This window comes from Hydrogenophaga sp., assembly GCF_019635465.1.
Taxonomy (GTDB): Bacteria; Pseudomonadota; Gammaproteobacteria; order Burkholderiales; family Burkholderiaceae_C; genus Hydrogenophaga.
In genome coordinates, this window is the sequence record NZ_JAHBZK010000004.1 from 98,741 (window position 1) to 122,560 (window position 23,820).

A 23,820-nucleotide genomic window follows, 5' to 3' on the forward strand; every position below is an offset into this window, starting at 1 on the left:
GGCGTCCGCTCGACTGCTCACATTGAAATCTGCATGATAGTGGGTCGAAATGAGCTACCGCCATGGATCACCAGCTAGGCGGCACAAAACAACGGACTTCACGAATTGGGATCCCGGATGTCTTGGCGGAGCGGACAACGCTGGAATACGTACCCCGCGAAGTGACGGCGCGGTACTCTTGGGCTTCTGCGTCAGTGTCGATCACAGGGGTCAACCTCCACCCCGCGCCCGTCAGCATCAGTTTTTTGGCGCTGCGCTCAATGGCGGCAAACGCTGCAAACTTGCCAATCGCGTGCAATAGCCGATTGACCGCCCCCAGTCTTGAGCCGACCTCGAAGCCCAGACTTCGGCTTCGCAGTGGTAGAAGCCGCCCGTCCATGCTTCCCGAATGACGGCTTGGGCGCGTAGGAGTCACTCGTTGTCACTGCAGGCTATGGCTGCCGAGATGGTGTCAACGCGACCGGCAGCAGCCCACGAGGTGTGCGAGGCTGCCAGGGAGCGCGGGTCGTGCGCTGGAACTGCCGCCACTCGTCCTGGCTCATGCAGAGCGTTCCTTCGGACCCGATCATCTCTATCTCCTGTTGCTCGGGGTGGTGGGAGTCTTGTTTTCCTGCTTTGCAGGCATCCTATAGGTACCCTGCGCCATTTCAAGCAGCCGAGCTTCGGGCGCGGATCCGGCTAGGTTCGGCCGCGGATGGCCGGATGGCCTCGGTGACTAATATTGGGCGCGCAATGCGCATACCAAGGGGGCGAGCATGAAGCACTTTTCATCGAGGGAGAGTAGGTGGACACTGCCTCACGGTGTTGTTCCGATTGCTGCAGTGTTGCTGGTCGTGGTTCTGGCTTCTGGCTGCAAGGACCAAGCCCTGGGCCGGGCTCCAGGCACGGCGGTGGCAGGTGCAACGCCGCCTGGTGTGGCCGCCCCCTCTGCCCCACCTGCACCACCGCTACTGGCAGCGGCTTCTCCCCAGGGGCCGATGCCGGATGGCTCCAGTACGCCGGCGGTGGTATCCGAAGTCACGGTTACTTTGGACGGCTTGCCGCCTCAGAGAGTGTCTGGAGAACTGTTCTCGTGCTACCCGACCGGGCAAGAAACCGAGGCTTCCGTGGCGGCGCTCTCGGACATGGTTGAGCGGGTGCGCTGCGTGAATAGGTTTCTCAAGTCCAACCCGTCAACCTCGCAATGGCGCGTTGCGTACGCGATTCGGGCTCGGGCCCTCAGGACTGCGGTGGCACTTGTGCAGCATCTGGAGGCGAGTCCTTCCGGTAGCGCCGGGCAAACAAGTGCTACCGACGCTCAGGCGATGCTCATGCAATCGCAGCAAGTTGCAGAGTTAAAGAGTCAAACCGAGCGGCTGTTTCAGGGGGCACTTGCAGAGGTGACCTCGGGGCTTCATCTTGGGGTCTACCAATCATTGAAAGGGAGAGGTCTCACAATGGGTAGCGCGGCGACGGCGATTGAGAGCGCTAACGTGAGTAGACGCCAGGTGGGCGTCTTTGCATTGGATTTCGACCAGGTGTTTGAGGACGGAAAGTTCGTTGTGGCTCGCGACGTGCTCAATACAGTGCCCTACTTTGAAATTGACGGATTCGGCTTAGTCGGCGCGCAACTCGCAGTAGGCAGCGATCCGTCTGGATCGGGAGACGACGGCGTCTTCGGTGCCAATTGCCTCGTTCGCGTGCGGGTTCTTGATAGCGAGTTTCCAGCCCCTTGTGCAGCCTACGTCGCGGGACAGGGAGTGGATGGGATGTCCGACTCGATTGTTGATTCGATCAGCAAGGCAGTGATGCGAAGAGCCTCTGGAAGATAGTTGGAGAGGCGTCGCAAGTCGGCGATGCACGCCTGGCCTGACCAGACGTCACTTCCTAGTAGCTGGCCGGGTGGCGCTGTAACGGATTCACCAGTGGTGGCGCAACCACTCAACCAGCTGGTAGTTGAGGAATAGGGTGACCAGGACCGCAACGAGCTCGACCCATTCCGGCAACTGATCCGTCAATGGCCTGACGCTTGGGCGTGCCATCAACCACGGCACCGCGAAGATGGGCCAGGACAACGGGATGAGCATCAACATGAGGAACATGAAGATGCCGTGGGTTGGGGGTCGGTATCGCTTGACCATCAGCCCATCGTATCGCCGCGCCAGGGGAATGTGCCCTCCGAAAAGGGTGTGATTGAGCTGATGGTCCAAACCTCTGAAATCGACCCCTCGCGGGCCGACACGAAGCATCCCCTGCGTGCGGCCACTTGGCAGTAGAGGGAAGCAATCGCTAGATTTCCGCAATCGGCTATGAGGGGCCGGAGGGTTGCTCCGGAGCGGACGTTCAGCTGCAGCGCGTCGGCGATCTGCTCCTCGCTGAATCGAGATTTTTTCATCGCTTATTCTTGACCTGGCGGGGTTCTCCGGGAGAACGCCAGGTCCAATGCGGATAGGATGCATCGCTGCTTCCTTGGGAGAGAACATGGGTCTTTACCAGAAACGTGCCGCCGCTTGCGCAACCGCATTGCTCCTCTGTCTTTCCATTGGGCATGCGTCTGCTGAACCTAGGCCAGCGCCGAAGGTCGAGAAGCCGCTTGAGGGGCCGGTGAAGATAGAAGCCATCCCCACAGCCAAGGCGCAGTGCATGACGACCAATTCCGTTCGCGCGCGCGGCGCGTGGCAAACACCCAAGACTTCGACCTCCAGGTCCGATCTCTTCGTGAGGAAAGAGTCGGGGAAAGTGGTCCTGGGCCTAGATGTCGCCGAGGGCAACATGATTGCCACAGTGATGTTTCCGATTGGGACAGACGGAGGCTTGGCTTCGGCCCCCCCAATCATCGACTCCAACAACAAAGAGCTGAAGGCAGCCCTTGAACAAATGGCTCCCACTTTCATGGATTCACTTGGTGGGGGCCTGCTAGGGACTACCTTCCCTCAAGGTAAGGCAATCGCCACAAACGTCGACCCATGCAAGCCACTGGGAGCGACACTGCGGCCTGGTGGTCAGATGGAGACCACCGCCGTGGGGTACGTAACGATGCAGGGGCGCCCAGGCCTGCTGCTGGAGCAAGTGGCCAACGCCTACTGCTCAACAAGCGAAGGAGTCTTCGACGTGAGGGGCGGCGGCTGGTGGGTTGTTGATCGAGCCTCAGGGCTGAACATGAGTTCCGATTCACTGTTCAGGTTGTCTTCCAGGGGAACGGTTCTCGCTGAAATCCAGTCGCAAGTGGACTGTGCGATTGTGTCGCAGTAGACCTTCAGAAACAGCATGCTGAGCCTGATCCGCATTCCGCGGACATAGATCCACGAAACCTATACGACTGCAACGGGCCCCTTGTAGACGTACCCGAGAGGTGTTCGAAACTTATGGGGGATGAAGTTGAAAAGTCGCAATTTCTTGATAGTGATTGGTGGTTGCCTTTGGATGACATCGTGTGTTGTAACGCCGTCGTACGTTGCGACGCGACTTGCTTGCGCCGAAGGTGTCCAACAGTTTGGCGAACTGGAGCGTGATGGCGATGCAGGCCTGACAGACTTTTCGCAAGACATATCAAGTGATACCTCCATGCGCCTGCTAGCCAGTCGAAGGGTGAGCTTCTTTGAGCAAGCAGCAAGCGGGCCAGTAGCGTCGACTTGGAATCTCCCACATGAAGCGCAGGGCACTTGGTTCGTGAGGCTCGCAACGGTTCAAAGCACTCCAAGCGCATGCCTTTCTGCCAATAGCGACTTGCGCTTCGGAGGCTTGTATGAACTGTACGTATACGGGTTAAAGCCAAGCGAATGCCTTCAGGCTTCCCGAGTTCCTCAACCCTCTGGCAGGTTCATCCTTCGAAAGGAGGTCGACACCATGCTGGGAGCCGCGGTTACAAAGTACCACCTTGTTGATCAAACCTCCATGGTCGATATGTCGACCATTACGTCTGCGCAGTCCCGCCGCTCACCACGCACATACGGCGGCGCGATGCTAGATACAGTTTCGCCTGCTCTTGTGGCGCGATGCCGATCCGACCCACAAAGCGTTGCGACGGCATTCCGCATATCTCCACAAGGCCAGAGTAATCAGCCGTTGCCCAAACTGAAGAAGCTTGTCAAGTCAGCAGCCGATCGCAACCTTCGGTTCACTCGATCGTCGCTATCGGAGTCGAACCTTCGATCGGTAGTTGACCAAGTAAAGCCACAGGCGACTGTCACCGCGAACAAGCAATACAGGTCGCTGATACTGCAAGGCTTAAAGTTCGTCGGCCATTGGGACCTTGACGCTTGGATTGGATGCGTGCCGACATTGATCCCACTCGAGGATGAGGTCCTTGTCCTCAGCTGGGAAGTAAGCGGCTTACACGTTTCCACGTTTGGTCTCAACGGCGATAACCAAAGAACTTTTGCGGCAAAGGTTGGCGATGGTTCTGAGAGTCTAGTTAGCTTCGGAGGTTGCGGCAGGGTGCAAGCGGCAGCTCTGAACGGACGCCTATACGTGTTTGGCTACCCAGGCGACGCAAAGTATCCTTTGTCCGCTACAGCTGTATTCGAGGCAAATCTGGTTGATCTAAAGCTCAATCACTAACGCGCAGGTGGTTCCTTGGAGGGAGGTCCAAGAAATTAGCATAGCGCGATGCCTCACCCTTCGCTCGAGTGGACGCGCATCGGCATGGCACGCGCCCCGCTGCTCAAACGTGGAACGGTTGCTTTCACGGATGCGTAAAGACCGCTTCTGGCCGATCGGTGCCGCTGATTCTCACTGCCGATACTTCTTCGGTATTGGATGTGTCCTGCAGTCGAAAGGGCCGTCCGAACCACTTCCGCGAATGCGGCTCTGAAAGAACTGACGTTTTGAGCTCGCGTGAAGGAGTGCCTGAACGGTAGCGGCGTCGATTTCGCAATAGTGGTAGTTCGTTGCCTTCAGCTGGATGATCATGTAGCGCTCAGCTTTGTCGTAGCAGATTCGGGAAACGTCGCTGTTCTCTCTGACATCCGAGCAGGCGAAAGAATCCAGTGACACTGCCCCGTGATACTTGACTTGGACGGTTTCCGCGGCTGCAACCTGGTAGAACGCGGCAATCGCAGCAACAACTAAGAATCTCATGAGGGCTCCCATCTCTTCAACGACGTTGAGCAACCATACCGTTTACTGGTTGAGCTGAGCAGACACTGTGGACGTATCTACGCAGATTGCCGATGGCAGGCATGCTAGCTCAGCAAGGACCTGCAACAAAACACCTTTTGGGGATTCCCGCGCCAAGGTGGTTCATGCTGCTCGCCCCTCAACTCGATGGGAGACCATCATGGAAGCAGCTTCATCGCTATTTCACGGCGAGCCGTGGAACAAGGGCAAGATCGTCGGCCAGAAGGCTCCCTTCAAACTGAAGGACATTTGGGCGCTGCGCGTGCGACTACAGATGGAAGGCAGGGTACGAGAACTTGCCCTTTTCAACCTGGGCATTGACAGCAAACTGCGAGGCTGCGACCTGGTTGCCCTCAGGGTGCGGGACGTATGCCATGGCGATCAGGTGGCAACGCGTGCGATCGTCCTTCAGCACAAGACCCAGCGACCAGTTCAGTTCGAGATCACCTCCGCGACTCGGGAGGCCTTGCAGATGTGGATCAAGAAGGCGGCCCTACGACAGGAAGACTACCTGTTCCCCAGTCGCATCCACGATTCCCCTCACCTTGGCACGCGCCAGTACGCCCGGATACTGGGGCGATGGGTCGATGAATTGGGACTTGACCGAGCCGACTATGGGACACATTCGATGCGCAGGACCAAGGCGACCTTGATCTACAAGCGGACCAAGAATCTGCGCGCAGTACAGTTGCTTCTTGGCCACTCGAAGCTGGAATCGACTGTCAGATACCTCGGCATTGAGGTCGACGATGCGCTGGAGATCTCGGAGCAGACAGAGATCTGATCCTTGCTCATTTGCGATCATGCCCGCCAGCGCTCCATGTTGTGCATGGCGGGCACTACAGAACTGCCTGGGCCAACGATCAGGTTCCATGCCCTCGGGGCGACCGGTATCGGGTGCAGCAGTCATTCACCGCGCGATGTCCGATTGTCCGAGATCAGTCTTGAGCCGACTTCTCCGCGCAGACTTCGATTTCGCAGCGACGGCTGCAGGCAAGGTCTTCACACCAGACCTGCATACTACGGCGTGTTGTAGTCGTTCGCGCCGCTGACGATCAGATCCACCTTCGCTCGTTATCTGATCGCAACTCGATTGCTAGCTGGAACAGGCTGGGAATGTGAGCAACAAACCGTCCTTGAGCCGCACAACGGCGTGCTTCTCACGCAACGCAAGCAAAGTGCCTTCTTCGTACGAGGACATGGGGATACCAACATCGTAGTCGCCGCCATAGCAGTTCGTTCGGCGCAGAAGGCTAGTCGCTGAAGTGGGAACGCGCATGGCGTCAGTTCTACCTTTTGAGAATAGCGTCAGGTCAAGGGCATCGAACATTGCATCGACGCCCATTGCGACTTGCTCCTTGTACAACTTGGCGTCGTCGGCGACCCAGTTCCGAATGGCTGCCTCCTTGTCCACACCAGCAATCGTCGCCGGAAGAAAGTAGTAGACCTCCTTCATCACTTCTTCGCCTTTTGCGTCGGTCACAACCGCCTGCATTTTCATCCTTACTTTCAACAGATCAGCAGAAAAGCTCTGTCGCAAATCAAGAACCAAGGCGGCTTGGTTCAAAGTTTGAGGTTTAGCTGCGCTGTCAGCAACATACCGTATGCCGGCGATCGGAATACTCGCCTGTACGCGACTTTGCGATTCAAGCTTCTGCGCTACGACCGATCGCAGGTAGCTTGGTGCGAACGCTTTCGCATTGTTCTGCAGCAACTCTTTGCTCTCGAGACGTTGTTTGGCCACATCGCCTCCGACTATCAAGTCGATGATCGACATCGCAACAACAGTGCCTACTACGCCCGCTCCGCTTGCGGCTTGAGAAGGCGTAAGGCCAGGCGCAGAAATACCAGGGACAAACGGCCCTTGGGGTTGGTTGGTGTTGGGAGTGCCGAGCGCGTTGTCGATCCCGGGAATCACAACCAGTACATCGAGGCCACGCAGAGCTTCCCTGCTTTCTGCTGAGATCGGCCTAGAGGCAGGGGCAGTAGCGCACCCCATGGTGATCGCTGCTACAAAAAGCGTTGCAGCCTTCATTGCAGCCGCCGAAAGCACTCTCATCTTTCCTCCCTCATTGGTCTAGGGGCACGACAGCCCGCTTCTTGCAGATCTCGGCAGTCTAGCCATGGCTTCGTTGCTCGCAAGCCGTCCATGCCACAGACCGGCATCCGAGAAACTGCGACGTGGCGTAGATCGGACATTCACGGCGCTGACGCGGATGGCCGCACCCAGTCTAGAGCCGACGTTGACTCTTGGTGGAGACATCGGCTGCACGGCACGTACTCTCGTCCACTTTCCACAGAGCTGCGCCAGCAGATGCGCAGCTCTGTGGATTTCGCGGATGTGAAGGACCTCAGCCACGCATGCGGCCAAGGCCTTGCGCCGCCCGGGCGCGGACCTCTTCGAAGCTGGTCTCGCGCAGGATGCGGCCGTTGCGGTAGACCGGCACGAGCAGGTCACCAGGCACCGCCTGGTCGGCGCCGCGGCTCACCGTGATGAGCTGGCCGTCGTCTTCCACCAGGGCGAAGTGGCCCTTCTTGGAAGCCTTGGTCGCGTCGCCGATCGGCTGCTTGTACACGTCTCGCCACTGGCCACCAACCTCCATGGCCGAGCATTTCATGGCGAAACGCAGGGTGTCGCGGTTGACCTGCTGCAGCAGCCCGCCGCCCATGCCAAAGGCGATGTTCTCGGCCGAGAAGCCATGCGCCTTCAGGTTGGCCAGGCACTCCTCGAGGGAGACCAGGTTGATACCGTCGCCCTGGATGATGCGCACGTGGTTCAGGACCTTGTAGCCCTTGGCGTTGGTCGTGGTGCCGAAGCGCTCACCCAGGATCTGGGCCACGCGCAGCACCACCTCGCGCGGCTCGCCCGAGTCGGGGCGGATCACCACGGTGGCGCCCGAGTCGATCACCGCCAGGCGCAGCTCCTGGCCCCAGATCTTGTCGCAGGCGTTGTAGATGTCGTAGCTGTCCGAGACGACGGCCACGATCGAGCCGGGCTTGGCGAATTGGCGAAGCATGTTCCGATAGGCCTCTGCCTCACCTTCTTTTCCCCAGCTCGTAATGGTGCTGTGCTCAGCGGCGGGGATCGAGAAGCCAGCCATCTGCGCGCCGTAGTACTTCCGAGCCGCCCGCAGGGCAATGACCGTGTCGGTACCGAGGAAGTTGACCAGGTGGGCCATGCCACCCAGTGCTGCGCTCTCCAGGCTTGAGACACCGCGCGCACCGAAGTCGTGGAGCTTGAAGCCAATCTGCCCGGCCGGGTCGTCGCAGGTCGTGTCCAGGTAGTCCAGGATCTTCAGTTTGGCAGCGGCCGAGAGGCTGGCCACCGTGGTGGGATACCAGACCGCCCGCAGGATCTCGGTCTCCAGGTAGCTGGGCAACCAGAAGAAGTCCGGGTCGGTGTTTTCGATGGTCAGCAGCGGGTTGCCGGTGGCCACCACCGTGCCTTCGGCGACCGAGCGGATCTCGATGGGCATGTAGCCACCATGGCGCTCGATGAGCAGGTCCCAGCCCTGGCGGTTAAAGGGCTCGCCGTGGGCGGCGAACATCTCTTCGGCCTCATCGACATGTTCCTTGAGAACGGGCTGGCTCAGGTAGTCCTTGAGGTAGGCCTGCAGGCCGAAGAAGACGGTTGCGGGGAAGGCGCCGCCGCGGGACTCGATGTAGCTGTGCACGCGCCCAGCGCCGGGCGGGTATTGAAGCCAGTGCGAGACCTTGTAGGAGTCGGTGCGCAGGAGGGGATTGCTCCCCAGGGAGGTGGTTGCAGTTGTCATAGTGAAGCTCCTTCACTGAAAGCCCCGTCAACCAGGGCCGTTACGAAAGCGGCTTAGGCGTACTGCGCGCCCAGGCCACCGAGAAAGTGGTTTGCGATGAAGTAGTGGTCCTCGTACATCAGCTCCTGCATGCGCAGGAACTCGGCGATCGGGAACCAGCGCGCCTGAGCGGCGTCGTCGGATCCCTTGACTTCAGACAGGCCCGTCCACTGGTTGTGGTTGAGCTCGAAGTGGAACGCGTGGGTGATGGTGCGGCCGCGCTGTGAGCGCGCGGGGGCGTCGAACACGTGCTGCCCCTTGATGCTGCCCTTGAGCACCGGCACCGGGACTTTGAGCCGGGTTTCCTCGCGCAGCTCGCGGATGGCGGCGTCGACCAGGAACTCGTCATGGCCGATGAAACCACCGGGGAGCGCCCAGGTGCCCTTGCCGGGGCTGAATTTGCGCTGAACGAGCAGGATGTGACCCGCTTCCACAACCACGGCATCGACCGTGGAGTAGATCGGAGGGAACTCGCTGCCGGCGTAGCGGTATTTGGACGCGTAGTCCTTCAGGAAAGCGTGCTCTTCAGCGATCGCCTGGTAGTGGTGGGTGGAGGCGAAGGTCGAGAGGAAGGCAGCGGTGCTGTCGGGCAGGACGTCCACCGAGAGCTGGCCGCGGTTTTCCGGGTCGAAATAGAGGTGGCGCACGTCGGTCGCGTTCATGCTCTCGACGTTGTCGATGGCCACAAACTGCCACTTCGGGAACAGCTTGAGGTAGTAGCTCGACGAGTCTTTGAGGTGCCCGACGATGGCGACGCTGGCGTCCTGGGGTGAGGCACCATCGGCTGAGATCAGGCGATCGACCCCGCTCTGGATGCCGGAGATCCAGATGTTGTCGTTGTAGGGGGAGTCTGCGACACCGATGACGCTGGTGCGACCCTGCTCTGTGTTGCGCAGGGAGCCGCGAATCATGCGCTCGCGCTCTTCGAACGTGAACGGGTTTTTGACGCTGCGGTGTTGCTTGTCGCTTCCGACGACGATGATCACGCGTTCAGCAGTGCGAAGCGCTTGCTCGACGAGGCGTTGATGTCCGAAGTGGAAAGGCTGGAAGCGTCCGATGAGGACGGCGTACTGATGCTTGCGGTTCATTTGGGAATCCCCCAAAGTTGAAGTCGATCAACTCGACTCGTTGTCTGCAATGTATCAGCGCCAGTCCCAAGACGCAACGGTCGTGCACTCAAAACTTGTATGACTGCAATAGCTACAGGACACACGAGGATCATTTCATCCTCTGCACTTCCTGACGTCTGTTGCCTTCAGGCAATCAGACCGCGCAACACGGCGCGTGCGATGCAAGCCATGGAGAAGTGCACCGATCAGAGTCCGCACTAAGGACAGCGAAAGATCTAGATCCGCGCAGAAGATTCCGGAAGCTCGTTTGAACCGGGACTTCTTCCTCCTTTGAGAACCTGGCGAGTCTGCGCATCATCCGCAGGCCCAGCCATTCGCAATGGAAGCACTTCCCTAGGAGAGCAGTCTATGAGAACGAATGCCCGCGCTGCAGCGTATGTCCGAATGTCCAGCGACCACCAGGACCTCTCCATAGGGCTCCAGATGGTGGCCATCCAAGCCTACGCCGATGACCATGGTTTCTCGCTCGTACACACCTACGAGGATGCGGCCAAGAGTGGGCTTGCGATTGCCAATCGAACAGGCATGAAGAGCTTGCTTCGCGATGTCATGGAGACGCCACGGCCGTTTGACGTCGTTCTCGTCTACGACGTGAGCAGGTGGGGAAGATTTCAAGACATCGACGCAGCGGCCTACTACGAGTACACCTGCCGAATGCACGGGGCGCGGGTGATCTATGTGAAGGAGATGTTTGGCACCACGCTCGACCCGATGACGGCGCTACTCAAGACGATGAAGCGGGCAATGGCGGCCGAGTACGCCCGCGAGCTGGGAGTGAAGTGTCGAGATGGGCAAGATCGGGCCATTCAACTTGGATTCCAGATGGGACCACTTCCGCCGATTGGGTTTACGCGAGTGGCTGTCGACAGAAGTGGCCATCGAAGACATTTAGGTCGCCATCAGCTCAAGGGTTCACAGAGTGAGCGAATCGCCTGGGTCCATGGCCCTCAGTGGGAGGTCGACCTGGTCCGCCGAATATTTCGTACGTATGCCGATGTCGGAGGTTCCATCAAAGGCGTCGCAAGGCAGTTGCGGCATGAGGAGGCCCTTACCGGGGACGGGAAGCCCTTCACGGAGGTCTCGGTTGGCACCTTGCTTCGCAATGAGGCATATGTGGGCAACTTCGTGTGGGGCAGGAGCGATCCGAACAGCAAGCGACCTCCTAGTCGCGCCGATGGCGTCATTGAACCCATCATCCCGCGTGACCTGTGGGAGGAGGTACAGAAAAAGCTGTGCAGGCGCCAGTATCGGCGGCGGACTCGAGCGCAGTTGATTCAGGCTCTTCGAGATCAACTGGAAGCCAACCCAACCCTTAGTCAGGTTGACTTGGAAGCCATTGGCATAGCCGCCAAGAAAACCTACTCCACTGAATTTGGCTCTCTTCGCGCAGCGCTAGCACTTGCCGGGCGGGATCTCAGCCTGGTGCGGGACCATCACAAGCGACGTGTCGAAGTTGGGCGAGCCGTGGGCGACCGCGTACAACGTGACGTGATCGGCCTTTTCCGTCGCCACGGCATCGACTGCACACCTCATCCGCGTAGCCGGATCATTCTCCTGTCGGGCGGCCGAAGATTACGACTTCAGCTCAGCTGGCCCCACGCTTCGCCGGAGGGCAAGCGCTGGCACGTTCTGAAAAAGACCCACCCACGAGCTGAACTGGTTCTCTTTGTCCAGATGGACGACGGCCCCTGTGCCCATTCGTTCTGCCTCCAGACTGCGGAGGAGTTCAGGCGGCTGCCCCCTTGGATGCCCGAAAAGCCTTCCAAGGCATTCGACGCACTCTATTCAGGTGAAGATGTAGTGAGTCGACTGGTGGCACTGCTTCCCCCGTAATCACGACCCCTCAACGCGTGGCTCAGACTTCTGCTCTTGCACGATTGCTAATGCGATCTGCAAAGCAACTTCTTCCGCGGCGCGCTGCCATGACCAGTCGGGCGGCATTGAGGATTCGTCTGTTTCCTCCAGTGCCAGCAGGACACGCTCCTCCATGAGGTCACGCAAAGCAGTGACGCGCTCTCGTTCAAGGGACAAGCCGCGGGCGATCCGGTGCGCCATCACAACGTCTAGCGCGAGACGCATGCTCTTTTGACCTGCCCCCTGTAGACGTACCAATGAGAAGTGGAAGTCCGCGGCGAAGGTTAATCGATGGTGTTGGGGGTTGATGGGAATTGAGCTGCATCGCCAGCGCGCTGGCGATGCAGCTCGGCGAAGCGTGCTGGTGGCATGCGACCCAGGCTGCTGTGCGGCCTGACCTCGTTGTAGTCCGTGCGCCAGGCAGCCACGGCCACTCTGGCCTGGTGCAGGGTCTGGAACCAGCACTCGTTCAAGTGCTCGTCGCGGAACTTGCCATTGAAGCTCTCGATGTAGCCGTTCTGCATGGGACGTCCAGGCTGGATGAGGATGTGGCGGATACCGTGTGCCTGCGCCCAGGCCATGAACGCTCGGCTGGTGAACTCCGGCCCGTTGTCGGTGCGAACCACCTGTGGATACCCACGAAACAGCGCAGCGCGGTCCAGCACGCGCGTGACGTACTCACCCGAGATGCCGAAGTCCACCGCGATCTCCACGCTCTCGTGGCTGAAGTCATCCGCCACCGTGAGGTACTTCAACCGCCGCCCGCCCGCGAGGCTGTCGCTCACAAAGTCCATGCTCCACACCTCGTTGACCGTGCGTGCCAGTTGCAGCGGCACGCGCTCATTGACGGGCCGCTTGCTCTTCTTGCGTCGGCGCACGGCCAAGTTGGCTTGCCGGTACAGGCGGTACACGCGCTTGTGATTGACGCCAGGAAACTGCGGACGCAACAGGTCATGGATGCGCCGATAGCCAAAGCGGCGGCGCACGTGCGCGATCTCCACGATCTTCTCGTGCAGATCCAGCGTGGCCTGGTCGGGCTGCGGTGGATGGCGGTAGCTGTCGCGGGAGAGCCCCACAAGACGGCACGCGCGGCGCTCGGACAAATGGTGTTCGCTCACCATGCGCCGCACCGCCTCGCGCCGCTCCTGTGGGGCTAGCGCTTTACCCCCAGAACGCTCTTGAGCGCGTGCATGTCCAGGTGTGCCTCGGCCAGCAGCCGCTTGAGCTTGGCGTTCTCCGATTCGAGCTCGCGCAAGCGCTGCGCTTCAGAGACCTGCATGCCGCCGAACTTGGCGCGCCACTTGTAGAAGGTGGCATCGCTGAAGCCGCCGTTGCGGCACAGCTCCTTGATCGGCATGCCGGCCTCGGCCTGCCGCAGGAACCCGATGATCTGTTCCTCGCTGAATCTGCTCTTCTTCATGTCCGTCATTCTCCTGGTGGTTGACGGACTTCACGAACTTCAGAATGGTACGGCTGGCGGGGGGCAGGTCACTTTCGCAGTTGCCCAGGGTCAATGCCGCTGGTATCCATGACTGGCATCATGCACTGATACGGTTGGTGGGGGGCAGGTCAAGCGCACCTTGCATGCATACTCGTTAGCCTGCAGGAAATCCAAGCTCTTTACTGAACTGAGCAACTGTGCCTACAAAGGCACTAGCGCACTGGATGGGCAGCATGTGTCCCGAATGTTCAAAGATGACTTCCTTGCATCCAAACTTGGAAGCAAGAGAGACCAACGTCTCCTCACGGACAGAAACATCTTTGCCTCCGCCGAGAACCATAGCAGGGCAAGTCACGTTTCCGGCTACTTTGGCGATCAGCTTGTCACCGGTCAGAGCCAGCTTATAGGCAGATATGAACTGCTCTTCATCATTGCGGAGGATCATGTCAATCAGGCGCTCCTTTAGCTCTTCGCGACTATCCAAGTAGCCCGACGGGAACCAGCGCAATACCATTGAAGGCGCCATCTCTGAGAGACCGTTCTCGCGGACTGCATCTATGCGAGTCGACGCCCTTTCGAGTTCGTCCCTCCGACGTGCGAACGGAACATTACTAAGGACAAGGCCACTTACCGCACTAAACCTCGCCGCCGACGCAGCAGTAGCGATTACTCCTCCCAGGGAAAAACCAACCAGCAGGCAGCGATCAATCCGGTTGAATGCCATGAGCTCATTTAATTGCTCAACGTACCCATCAATGGACGACGGAGTATTCGAAGCGGTTCGGCCGTGTCCACACAGATCGAAGGTCCACACAGGCCCTATGGCAGCTAGTCGATTCAATCCAGTCCACATGGTCAAATCGCAGCCGAGGCCATGCACCAGAACAATCGACGGGCCATCGCCCTGTCCAAAGCGCTCAAAGTAGGTGCCGCTCGGCGTACGGCCCGCAAAGAAATGAATCCGCGACGACATGTCCATTGGCATCACTCTCCATCATTACTGATTTGACCTTCAAACCACAGAACACTAGGGAACGAATGTGTCAGAGCAAATAAGTGACATAGCGCAGCAAATATATATTGGCCTAGTTACGGCTGGCATAACAGCAACGCTTGGCTTCACGTTCTCTCGCTTGCTGAAGTGGCATCGACTTCGGCATCTGGGTCATCTCAGGTCGGAAGGGAATAGAGTAAGAATAGTAATACCAACAATTCTCAAAGCCAGCTTCCCGACGGGTCACTTCTCTGCAGCCGCCATCATACCCGACAATATTCCGCTCATGCCAATGCCAGAAGGAAAAGGGCTCGCAATCCTTGTCGCCAGCATCGGCGACGCAATCCGTGGAGTTGAAATTGAACTAGTAGCACCTGCTGACTTTGTAGATGACGGGGCCACTCCCTTTATATCAATCGGAGGACCAAGCGTGAACTTGATTTCAGACAACATTCTGGCTTGCAGAGTCCCTAGGTTCATGATTCAATATCCGGAACATGTTGCGCGTTTCGGTTCGCTGACATTGTCTCCGCAAATTGAGGATGGGGTGCTGCAGGAGGACTTTGGGTTTTTATTCCAAGGCCGGAGTCGACTTGGCACTCGATGCGTAGTGGTTTGCGGAGTATGGGCTACTGGCACAGAGTTGGCCTGTGTCTCATATGCGGGCTCTGCTGAGAATGAAAGCGTGAAGAAGGTTCGTCGGCTGCTTCGCAAGAACTCGCAGATGTTTGTGGTGCTTAGATCGCCCGTGCAGAACTATCAGATCGGTGAGCCACGATTGATCGCGATTAGCGAGCGCCCAGACAGGCAGTCTCCCCACGAACTCAAAAGCTCGCACGACAGCTGACGACTTCAGCGAGATCGAATGTGTCATTGATTACCGTTCGGAATGGGTACGAAACGACAGATGGTCTAGCTGCCAGGGAGAATCTACATCGTGCATTCTCCGCTGGCGGCCAGAACTTTCGCGCGTGGGAATTGCAGTGTTTGAAATGGGTCATTGAGCGTTCAAAGATCGTTGTAGACGTTGCTGCAGGGCGCGGATCGTTCTGGACAAACGCTTTGACGCAGCGAAGCATTGAGTGGCGGAAGAAGACGTTAATCGCATGCGATGTATCTCCTGCCATGACTCAGGTTCTTGCGGGGCTGGCACCGAACAGGCTGCTGGCTGTGAGATGCAGCATGGATGATCTGCCTTTCAAGAGCGAGTCTATCGATCTTCTGATTTGTCACTCAGCTTTGCACTATTCGACTGACCCATTGCAAGCTATCAATGGATTTCTGAAGGCCCTGTCCGCCAACGGCCATGTCTCAATTGTCGTCTCGGGCATTGGAAATATGCAAGAATTACATGATTTTTTTGAGTTGGGCCGGTATGGCGTCGATCTCAGCGAGCGGCCTCTAATGAGATTTAACGAAGTTCAGATGGACGCTCTGGTTCAGAGCATCTCATTTCCGATTGAGGTGGCGACCAAGGTCGTATGGGATTCAGCACTACGAATCGACGAGGCCCCACCTGTTGTCGAATATTTTGCATCACACCCGGAAGTTTCGGCGGCCAAGATGTTTTTAGAGATTAGGCGAGACCTGCTTCATCGATTGAATGAACGGCTGCGTGCGGATGGGTCAATTTCGGTTCGGCGACGACAATGCCATTATCTAATTTCTCGATAATATTGAGCATGTGAACCTCGACGCGCAGATTAGTGGCGGGAGAGGCGATGAGGCGCTCACAAATTTGAGAAGGACCGGCCACATCCGAAGCGAGTCGGCCCACAATGGCCGCTTAACTCTTCACCTGGCGTGTCGTCTTCGATACGGCGGGGCATAGCCTATGCCGCTGAACGGCAGCTTCCATTCCAGTATTCGTCGCACATGCTTCGACGGTTGACTATGGGCAACTGCATGCAGGCAGACATAGCCGCACAGTCAGTTGAATTAGATTGTTGATTTCCACCTAGAAGTGGCCCAGTAAGTCAGAGGATTCCCATCAAGAACTGACCCACGTACTAACCCCAGCCTGCTGCTTTTGTGTGCAGCAGGTGATGAGGAGTGATAGACGTGGCAACACTGAGTGTCATTAGGCGGTGGGCGCTGCGAGAGCAGTTGTCCATCCGCGAGATCTCCCGCCGCAGCGGCCTGTCTCGCAACACGATTCGCAAGTACCTGCGCGCCGAGACGGCCTAGCCCCGATACGCCGGGCGGCGCAGCGTGAGCAAGCTCGACCTCTTTGCCGCCAAGTGACCCTGTTCCCGATTCAGTTCAGCTCGGAAGTAGAGATTTCCGGCTCCTTTGAGGTCGCCGTTGCTGTCTGCAGCCAGCAACGGCGGGCGAATTCGGCGGGGGTGGCCCAGTCAAGCGCGGAGTGGGGACGGCTCTCGTTGTAGTACCGACGCCATGCCTCGATCTTGCCCAGTGCATCGTCCACGACATGAACCAGATGGCGTTGAGGCACGCCTGGCGCAGGCGCCCATTGAAGCTCTCGACGCTGGAGTTGTCGGTCTGGACTGCCGCCGGTTGCGTTGACGCCGACCGAAGCTTGTCGAACATGCGATTTGGCAGAAGCTAGCGCGCTAGTGTCCTGGTATGAAAGACCGCTTCCTGGCCAGGAGGAACCGTTCAAGCCCGGGAGGTCAGAGTCCCAGAACGCTGCACAGCCGCCCCTCGCGAGGATGCTGCAACTTCAAAGGATCCCCAGAGCTTGCCTCTGCGCCGCCCAGTCCTCCGGGAACGGCACCGACGTCAGCAACTTGGTCGCGCTGATGTCCTCGGGGTGCTCGCCCCGCTCGATCCCCTGCACGATATCCGGCGCCAGCAATGCGATGTTGATCACCCGGTTCACGTAGCGCACGCTGAATCTCTCTCGCTCGGCGATCTCTTCAATGGCCAAGCCTTCACGGGTGAACTGCCGCAGCCAGACCTTGCCATTGGTCATCAAAGCCACAAGCGCGGCATCAGGTTCTCGCCGTGAACCCTGCCCAGGCAGTCGATCCCCAATGACCAGCCGCACGGCCATGCCGCAGCGCTTGCGCTTGGCAGGCACCTCGATCGTTGCGGCACCCTGCCCTGCCCCGCCTTGGCTGCCTTCCCCTCCTTCCTTTAGCAACCCACACCCCACCAGATCCAGCAAGATACGAACGGTCTGCGGACCCACCTCGATGCGGCGCACGCCTGCGAGGATTTCTGCTCGGGCTGAGTGCTGGATTGCCTTGCCCAGCCGCTGGGCCGCCTTCAGTGCCTCCTGTGCCCGCTTGGCATCTTTCCAACCCACGGCACCAAGCACCTGCTTGTCGTTGGCGCTCCAGTCAACGATCGCATGGACCACCAGCTTCTCCAGCTCGCCCGCTGGTAGTCGGATTGGCTCGCCCGAATCATCGGGTGGCGTCACGTAGTAGCGGTAGCGCTTCTTGCCTTTGCGAGTATGGGACGGGATCAAGCGGCGCCCAGTCTCATCGACCACCTTGCCCGCGAGCAGGCTGGGATCAGCAGCGTTGGACTGGGTTCTGGTGCCTTGGCGATTCACCTCCAAGCGAAGCTGGACCTGATCCCACAGAGGTTGGTCGACGATGGCCGGGTGCTGCCCAGGGTGGTTTTCACCACGGTGTGGAAGTAGGCCAACATAGATGGGGTTGCTCAGGATCCGGTAAAGGTGGCCGCGGCTGAACGGTTTGTTGCCGCCGAAGCCCGCCCGCTTGTTCTCCCGCTCAGGCGTGAGCCAGCCGCGCGCCTGGAGCTCGGTCGCCACTTTGCGCACGCAGTTGAGCTGCAAGTACAACTGGTAGATCTCTCGAACGCGCATGGCATACGGCTCTTCAGGCTCCAAGGTCCGACCTTTGGCGCGGTAGCCAACTGGCGCTACACCACCCATCCACAGACCTTTGCGCTTGGAGGCAGCGATCTTGTCGCGGATGCGCTCACCCGTGACCTCGCGCTCGAACTGGGCAAAGGACAGCAGGACGTTGAGTGTCAGCCGTCCCATGGAGGTGGTCGTGTTGAACTGCTGTGTGACCGAGACGAACGACACGCCACGGGCGTCAAAGAGTTCGACCAGCTTGGCGAAGTCGGCCAGCGAGCGGGTCAGCCGGTCGACCTTGTAGACCACGATCACCTGAACCCTGCCGGCCTCGATATCGGCAATCAGGCGCTTCAACGCGGGGCGCTCCACATTCCCGCCAGAGAATCCACCGTCGTCGTAGGCCGTCGTGACCACGCTCCAGCCCAGACCCTTCTGGCTCAGCACGAAGGCCTCGCAGGCCTCGCGCTGTGCGTGCAGGGAGTTGAAATCTTGCTCAAGCCCTTCTTCTGAGGACTTGCGGGTATAGATCGCACAGGCCAGCGTGGACCCACCTGGGACGCAGACGGCAGTCGCACCGTGTTTGCCAGCAGTCTTGCCAGCCATCAGCGCTTGACTCCAAAGAAGGCTGGGCCGGACCAGGGAGTGCCGGTGATGGTGCGAGCGATCGCTGTGAGGCTGGTGAACGTCTTGCCGGCGTACTCGAAGCCCTGAGGCAGGACGAGCACCTCATAGGTCGCGCCCTGCCACTCGCGCAGTAATCGGGTACCAGGACACAGGCCATAGGCTGCGCTCGAGGGTTTGGGCTGGGCGGGCCGAGGCAGCAGCGCTTTCAGGCCGCTAGACTCGACTTGTGCCTGCCAGGCCAGCACGCGGCGCAACAGGCTGGTGTGCACTCGTGGTGGCGGATCGCGATCGAAGGCCGTCTTCCAACGCGAGACGAGCACGTCCCGCTCGGCGGTAAGGATCTCGTCGAGCACACTCATGAAGCAGCGCCCTCCCCTGCTCCCAGTATGCGGTAGACCCGCACGCCATCTTCGACTCGGTGCTGAACGTTCAGACCAAGGCGCTTGCGCAGCGAGCCGCTGAGCATGCCGCGCACGGTATGGGGCTGCCAGCCGGTGAGCTTGGTCATCTGGGCCATGGAGGCGCCAGCGGCAGAGTCCAACAGGGTGATGAGTTGGGACTGCTTTGTCTGAGGCGCTGCCGCCGGGGATCGATGTGACTTCCGGGGAGCCTTCGAAGGCGCGGGACGACGCGCTATGGAGGAGACGCGTGGGGAGGTCGATCGGACAGTCTTCGTTCGATGCTTGGCGGGCGAAGGCTTGGGTTCGGACTTGGGCTTGGAGGGTTTCTGTTGAGGGCGTTTCATCCATCACTCCTGTGCCACCGCGGCACAGGGGTAGTAACGCTCTGCATCACCAAGGATTCAAGTTGTGAGGTCGGTAGTTGTGGTGTTTGGTCATGAATGCCCCGAAGACTTGCTGTCCGCGAGAAACCGATGCATGCACTCACGATTGCAATCAGGTGGATACGGGCCATGACACATCGGCCAGATCAGCCAGATCAGCCAGATCAGCCAAACCGTCCATGGTTGGTCTGAAATCCTTGGCGAGACGCCCAAACACGTCCAGTATGCCGTCCCGTATTCACCGAGCACCTGGAGTGCGCAGGCAACCTGGCGCTTTCGCGCCTCATGAAACGGAACCCAAGACAAAGCGCTCACCCAGCAGGGCGACACCAAGAGAGAGAGTAGGCGATGTGGCTCGTCACACCAGTCGGATTTTTCAGCGTGGTCCAAAAGCCCACGGACATCAAGAACAAGACCCTGACAGTTCGGGCGCGCGTGCGCTCTGACCTGGAGACGCTCAGGCTTCAGTTCCTGCCAGAGCTGGGCTCAATCCGGGAAAGCAGGATCAACGACTACCGGTTTCGCGCCATCGCACCACAGGCGGCAGTGGCGGCTGCGATGGCCCGGCTGGTCGAGCACATCGACTATGCCAACTTCAAGAACGAAGTGACAAAGCGCCAGGGCGCTGAGCGATCTCATCTGTACCACGAGGTCTGGGACGTGCTCTACCGCCTTCAACAAGGTCCAAGACACTAGTCGATGTCCTCACAACACCCCCAGCGTCGATTGCCCGGCGCTGTGCTGCACCCCCAACACAATGACGACGGTCAGCCAGTGCTGCTCTTGCGGCCGAGTCAGCCGTCGGAGATGTCCGCCTGGGCAGATCCGGAAGAAGTCGCATGCGTGGTACCCAACGGGCCAATGCCAGTCACGATCAACGGCCTGGCGGCTTCAACGTGGTCGGACAGGCCCCACAGCCCTGTCGAATGGGAGGCGCTGGCAGCCAGCCAGTCAATCAACGAGCCCCCCTTCGAGGCGCCTGCAAACTACAAGAGGGCTGCCGGTGTCGTGACTCGTGAGCCCGACGGCCGCGTCTGGCTGGTGGCGCCAAGCAATGCTTTCGGTGGATACCAGGCGACGTTTCCCAAAGGAACTCTGGACGGCAAGTCGTCGCAAGCGACCGCGCTGGTCGAAACTTTCGAGGAATGCGGCCTGCATGTGAGGCTGGTCCGCCACCTCATCGACACAAAGCGAAGCGTGAGCTACACGCGCTACTACCTAGCTGAACGTTTGGGCGGCAACCCTGCCGATATGGGCTGGGAGTCGCAGGCGGTGATACTGGCGCCGGCCAGCCGCTTGAAGGCCTTGCTCAACAATCCGAACGATCTACCCATCCTCCAGGCACTGAGCCCAAACGGTGCGTGAGCGCTGGACCGGCCGAGAAGTGCCTTCAGCGACCAAACCGCGCGCGCACGCGCGCGCCCCCTTTGAATGCATGCCCACGGCGAAAGTGAGAGCGCTCACTGGTCACGAAACACGACTGAGATGGGTTCGGTCCGGCCTACGTCCACCGCCACCCCTTGTTGCTCTTCAAGGGTTCTCGGCCAGTCCGGCCACCCTCCCCATCCCTTCACCCATCGTTCGACGGGGTGACTGCGTGATACGGGGCGACCACAGCTAGCATCAATGGCCTCCGAGCGGTCAGGCTACTCGCAGAGGCCAGCGCGACAGAGCCTGCTCGACCAGCGTTGAAAGGGCATCCTTCCCCTGGCGATGCCGTTCAGCCACGAAGATCAGGCGATTCGCGTAGTCGATGTTCACCTGCCTCAACTCCTTGTTTTCGCCAAAGTACCGATACGTGGATCGGTACGTCTCAGGTCTGGACATCGAGTGGTGGAGCAAGCGCAGCTGCTGAACGCTCATGCCCTGACGCTCTAGGTAGCGGGCTGAAACTACAAGCCGCTCGCAAAGATGGTTCTCGCTCATTTGCGAACAGGGTCGCTACGGGGGCAGTGAGGGTTCCGCCGAAGGTGCTCAAAGTGAGCGCCCCCATGACCACCCCCTTTGTGCGGCCGTACAGCCTCGCTGCATTCCACACAACGGAAGTCAGGGACTGCCAAACGGGACGAACGGGCATCGTCGCGATGGTTCAGGGCATCGGAAATCGACACCTCGACGTGATCGAGCATGCATGTAGTGGCTCTTGGCATGAAGTCCTCCGCACGGTGCCAGCCAGAGCCAGCCTAGTTCTTCGATGGGTCAGTGAACAGATCCCCGACCGCAACATGCAGCGCCTTCGCCAGGACCTCAATGGCATCGAGTGAAGGATTCCCCAAGCCTCGCTCAATCCTGCTCATGTAGGAACGAGCGTAACCACACTCATCGGCGAAGGCCTCCTGCGAATAGCCAGCCGCCTCTCGCAACTGTCGAATGCGCAGCCCAAATTTCACTCTCAGCGTCTGTTTGCTCACGCCGAGAATCTGCATTCATGAGCATTAATAGGCCACGCACTGATTGTTGACGCACTAATCGTGACATAAAATTTTCCTCGACCCAGAGGAGAAAGTATGCGATTCATGTTCCGACACTGCGCCTCGGCGCTCGCCGTCTTGGCCCTCGGTGCCTGCTCCGCCCCTGATGAGGGCCCGACGTGTTCATCGGAGGCAACGCAGTCGATCTTGACCAAGGCCCTGTGGGACAGCATCGAGCAGCAGTTCAGCGCCACGGCTGGCGCCCAGAACGTCCAACCGTTCATGGACATTGCACGCGCCCGGATGCAGATTCAAGTCACGGGGATCACCACGACCGAGACCAACAAGAATGTTCGACAAGTCAGTTGCCAGGCCACCCTGACCAGCACCCTGCCGGAAGTACCGAACGCCGACTACTCACTGCTGCGCACTGCCATCGCGAAGGAAACCGGCGGCAATGTCCGCCTCGACGACCGGACGCTGACCGGCTCGGTTGAGTACCGAGTCCAACTCTCAGACGACAGATCGACCACCCGCGTCGAGGCCCAGGGATTTCGGACCTTCACTGAGGTCGTGGGCGGCATTGCCAGCGCCCTTTACATCAACGATGCGCAGGAGAAGGCTCTGGGTGCCGAGGCAGCGGCCAAGCGCAGTCAATCTGCCCAGGCCACCCCGTCCGAGGCCACCACCGCACCTGCGGCAGCGGTTGAGCCCGACGTCAGGGCTATCGCGGCGCAAGAATACCAAGCCGCCGACAAACTGCTCAACGAGGCCTATCAGGCCGCCAGGGCGACAATGACCGACGTTCGGCGAGTTGCCTTGCGTGACCAGCAGCGCGAGTGGATCAAGACACGTGACGTGACCTGCTCAGCCGAGCGAATCGAGGCCGACTCGAAGGGCGACATTGCCGGCGGCACTGCCATGGAACTGGCCATCGTCGGGTGCAAGACCCGCCTGACCAGCGAGCGCGCAAAGCAGCTCTCGGACATCAAGGGCTGACCGAGGTGGCGCTCATGTTCGACATTTACCACTCGGACAACGGGGATCGCTGGCGCTACACCCTGGATCGTAGCGGATCACGCCCATTGCTCGCAATTGGCCTGAACCCCTCGACTGCGACCCAGGAAAGGGCCGATCCGACGGTCGCCCGTGTGCAGCGGGTCGCTGAACTGCACGGTTTCGATGGATTCGTGATGCTGAACTTGTACCCAGTGCGAGCGACTGACTACCGCACGCTTCCGGCCAAGGTCAATGCCGCGGCTTTCGAGCGCAACCTACAAGTCATCGAGGAGATCGTCAACCAGCAAGAGCGGCCGACGATTTGGGCGACCTGGGGGCAGCCGGTGGTGCATCACGCCTACTTCCTCAGAGCCCGGGATTCGCTGTACGAGCGGCTGGGCAAGTACGCCCCAGACTGGCGCCGGCTCGGATCGTTGACCGCCACCGGGCATCCGCGTCACGCTAGCCGGCTGGACTACAGCTGGGAACTTGAGCGCTTCGTCCCCGATGCATAAAGGCACTCGCCAGCCCAAGCGTCAATGGCTTGGGTCGAACATCCGTGCAAGGCTGTAGGCGGTCGGTCGCCTATCTTGGGCCGAAGGCCTGCTTGGAGCCAGTGCAGCCAGCCTGACGCTCCAAATGAGGGCGGCCAGTTTGCGGCGGGTGCGATATCTTTGATGTCGCAGCTTCGGCTTGCGCTGATGCTGCCAGGCGGACGTCAGGGACCGCAAGGGTCGCTTTGAGTTTGTGAGGTATCTAGTCTTGGAGAGCGCGGCTTCGTACAGGTCGTCGCCAAGAAAGCGCACGAGCTTCCATAGTTCCGCATTTGACAGCTTCGACTTCAGCGCACACACCGGCCGCAGCTGGGGCAAGCTGTC

At 59.5% G+C, this 23,820-nt stretch carries 23 protein-coding genes and 2 pseudogenes; 12 read left to right on the forward strand and 13 right to left on the reverse strand.

Translation table 11 applies throughout. The features are described from left to right. Positions 1–1,310: 1,310 nt before the first annotated feature. On the forward strand, positions 1,311–1,811 hold the full coding sequence (locus tag KF871_RS04665; protein ID WP_291138886.1) for a hypothetical protein: 501 nt from the start codon (positions 1,311–1,313) through the stop codon (positions 1,809–1,811). A gap of 87 nt (positions 1,812–1,898) precedes the next feature. On the opposite strand, the gene KF871_RS04670 is transcribed toward KF871_RS04665, so the two are convergent. Next, a complete protein-coding gene (locus tag KF871_RS04670) occupies positions 1,899–2,081 on the reverse strand; it encodes a hypothetical protein (protein ID WP_291138888.1) in 183 nt (60 codons plus the stop codon). A gap of 379 nt (positions 2,082–2,460) precedes the next feature. On the opposite strand from KF871_RS04670, the gene KF871_RS04675 reads away from it, so the two are divergent. Continuing rightward, positions 2,461–3,231 carry a hypothetical protein gene (locus KF871_RS04675; RefSeq protein WP_291138890.1) on the forward strand — a complete coding sequence of 257 codons (771 nt, stop codon included), beginning with the start codon at positions 2,461–2,463 and terminating at the stop codon, positions 3,229–3,231. Between the two features lie 1,479 nt (positions 3,232–4,710). On the opposite strand, the gene KF871_RS04680 is transcribed toward KF871_RS04675, so the two are convergent. Further along, positions 4,711–5,058, reverse strand: a complete 348-nt coding sequence (locus tag KF871_RS04680) for a KTSC domain-containing protein (RefSeq protein ID WP_291138892.1) — start codon at positions 5,056–5,058, stop codon at positions 4,711–4,713. A 199-nt stretch (positions 5,059–5,257) separates the two neighbouring features. Between KF871_RS04680 and KF871_RS04685 the strand changes: the two genes are divergently transcribed. After that, a complete protein-coding gene (locus KF871_RS04685) occupies positions 5,258–5,881 on the forward strand; it encodes a tyrosine-type recombinase/integrase (RefSeq protein ID WP_291138894.1) in 624 nt (207 codons plus the stop codon). Positions 5,882–6,193: 312 nt separating this feature from the next. Here the strand turns inward: KF871_RS04685 and KF871_RS04690 are convergent, their stop codons facing one another. From KF871_RS04690 to KF871_RS04700, 3 genes are all read right to left on the reverse strand, one after another. Then, entirely contained in the window at positions 6,194–7,156 is a 963-nt protein-coding gene (locus KF871_RS04690) for a hypothetical protein (protein ID WP_291138897.1), read from the reverse strand. A gap of 292 nt (positions 7,157–7,448) precedes the next feature. Beyond that, positions 7,449–8,870: a nicotinate phosphoribosyltransferase gene (locus tag KF871_RS04695; RefSeq protein WP_291138899.1), complete on the reverse strand. Its 1,422-nt coding sequence runs from the start codon at positions 8,868–8,870 to the stop codon at positions 7,449–7,451. Positions 8,871–8,923: 53 nt separating this feature from the next. Beyond that, on the reverse strand, positions 8,924–9,997 hold the full coding sequence (locus tag KF871_RS04700) for a bifunctional nicotinamide-nucleotide adenylyltransferase/Nudix hydroxylase (RefSeq protein ID WP_291138901.1): 1,074 nt from the start codon (positions 9,995–9,997) through the stop codon (positions 8,924–8,926). 390 nt (positions 9,998–10,387) lie between these two features. Between KF871_RS04700 and KF871_RS04705 the strand changes: the two genes are divergently transcribed. Then, the gene (locus KF871_RS04705) at positions 10,388–11,872 is read left to right on the forward strand and encodes a recombinase family protein (protein WP_291138903.1); all 1,485 of its coding nucleotides are present in this window, start codon (positions 10,388–10,390) and stop codon (positions 11,870–11,872) included. Here the strand turns inward: KF871_RS04705 and KF871_RS04710 are convergent, their stop codons facing one another. The 3 genes from KF871_RS04710 to KF871_RS04720 all read right to left on the reverse strand — a co-directional run bounded on the left by KF871_RS04710 (position 11,873) and on the right by KF871_RS04720 (position 14,313). Further along, positions 11,873–12,118 (reverse strand): hypothetical protein, encoded by a 246-nt coding sequence (locus tag KF871_RS04710; RefSeq protein WP_291138905.1) that lies wholly within the window; start codon positions 12,116–12,118, stop codon positions 11,873–11,875. It abuts the gene before it with no gap. 59 nt (positions 12,119–12,177) lie between these two features. Next, a protein-coding gene (locus KF871_RS04715) for an IS3 family transposase (RefSeq protein WP_291138907.1) occupies positions 12,178–13,313 on the reverse strand; the annotation gives its coding sequence in 2 pieces (ribosomal slippage) (positions 12,178–13,052 and positions 13,052–13,313; 1,137 coding nt in all). 175 nt (positions 13,314–13,488) lie between these two features. Continuing rightward, entirely contained in the window at positions 13,489–14,313 is an 825-nt protein-coding gene (locus KF871_RS04720; protein WP_291138910.1) for an alpha/beta hydrolase, read from the reverse strand. A 301-nt stretch (positions 14,314–14,614) separates the two neighbouring features. Between KF871_RS04720 and KF871_RS04725 the strand changes: the two genes are divergently transcribed. The 3 genes and pseudogenes from KF871_RS04725 to KF871_RS04735 form a co-directional block, all read left to right on the forward strand. Then, positions 14,615–15,175: a hypothetical protein gene (locus tag KF871_RS04725; protein WP_291138911.1), complete on the forward strand. Its 561-nt coding sequence runs from the start codon at positions 14,615–14,617 to the stop codon at positions 15,173–15,175. A 20-nt stretch (positions 15,176–15,195) separates the two neighbouring features. Continuing rightward, positions 15,196–16,002 (forward strand): class I SAM-dependent methyltransferase, encoded by an 807-nt coding sequence (locus KF871_RS04730; RefSeq protein WP_291138912.1) that lies wholly within the window; start codon positions 15,196–15,198, stop codon positions 16,000–16,002. Positions 16,003–16,380: 378 nt separating this feature from the next. Then, positions 16,381–16,512, forward strand: a pseudogene (locus KF871_RS04735) (winged helix-turn-helix transcriptional regulator); the annotation flags it as partial. 73 nt (positions 16,513–16,585) lie between these two features. Here the strand turns inward: KF871_RS04735 and KF871_RS04740 are convergent. The 4 genes and pseudogenes from KF871_RS04740 to KF871_RS04755 form a co-directional block, all read right to left on the reverse strand. Beyond that, positions 16,586–16,830 (reverse strand): annotated as a pseudogene (locus KF871_RS04740) (transposase); the annotation flags it as partial. Between the two features lie 181 nt (positions 16,831–17,011). Continuing rightward, complete coding sequence (locus KF871_RS04745) at positions 17,012–18,727, reverse strand: recombinase family protein (RefSeq protein WP_291138913.1); 1,716 nt, start codon at positions 18,725–18,727, stop codon at positions 17,012–17,014. Then, positions 18,727–19,107, reverse strand: a complete 381-nt coding sequence (locus tag KF871_RS04750) for a DUF2924 domain-containing protein (protein ID WP_291138915.1) — start codon at positions 19,105–19,107, stop codon at positions 18,727–18,729. The genes KF871_RS04745 and KF871_RS04750 overlap by 1 nt, the downstream gene beginning before the upstream one ends. Further along, positions 19,104–19,493, reverse strand: a complete 390-nt coding sequence (locus tag KF871_RS04755) for a DUF3489 domain-containing protein (protein WP_291138917.1) — start codon at positions 19,491–19,493, stop codon at positions 19,104–19,106. The genes KF871_RS04750 and KF871_RS04755 overlap by 4 nt, the downstream gene beginning before the upstream one ends. A 387-nt stretch (positions 19,494–19,880) precedes the next feature. Here KF871_RS04755 and KF871_RS04760 point away from each other — a divergent pair, with 387 nt between their 5' ends. The 3 genes from KF871_RS04760 (at position 19,881) to KF871_RS04770 (ending at position 21,796) form a co-directional block, all read left to right on the forward strand. Further along, a complete protein-coding gene (locus KF871_RS04760; RefSeq protein ID WP_291138919.1) occupies positions 19,881–20,228 on the forward strand; it encodes a hypothetical protein in 348 nt (115 codons plus the stop codon). A 111-nt stretch (positions 20,229–20,339) separates the two neighbouring features. Beyond that, on the forward strand, positions 20,340–20,897 hold the full coding sequence (locus KF871_RS04765) for an NUDIX domain-containing protein (RefSeq protein ID WP_291138921.1): 558 nt from the start codon (positions 20,340–20,342) through the stop codon (positions 20,895–20,897). A gap of 626 nt (positions 20,898–21,523) precedes the next feature. Beyond that, a complete protein-coding gene (locus KF871_RS04770) occupies positions 21,524–21,796 on the forward strand; it encodes a hypothetical protein (protein ID WP_291139256.1) in 273 nt (90 codons plus the stop codon). On the opposite strand, the gene KF871_RS04775 is transcribed toward KF871_RS04770, so the two are convergent. Beyond that, complete coding sequence (locus tag KF871_RS04775) at positions 21,716–21,958, reverse strand: helix-turn-helix transcriptional regulator (RefSeq protein ID WP_291138923.1); 243 nt, start codon at positions 21,956–21,958, stop codon at positions 21,716–21,718. The genes KF871_RS04770 and KF871_RS04775 overlap by 81 nt on opposite strands. 81 nt (positions 21,959–22,039) lie before the next feature. Between KF871_RS04775 and KF871_RS04780 the strand changes: the two genes are divergently transcribed. Then, a complete protein-coding gene (locus KF871_RS04780) occupies positions 22,040–22,942 on the forward strand; it encodes a lysozyme inhibitor LprI family protein (protein WP_291138925.1) in 903 nt (300 codons plus the stop codon). 14 nt (positions 22,943–22,956) lie between these two features. Next, positions 22,957–23,457 carry a DUF1643 domain-containing protein gene (locus tag KF871_RS04785; RefSeq protein WP_291138927.1) on the forward strand — a complete coding sequence of 167 codons (501 nt, stop codon included), beginning with the start codon at positions 22,957–22,959 and terminating at the stop codon, positions 23,455–23,457. The last annotated feature ends 363 nt before the right edge of the window (positions 23,458–23,820 follow it).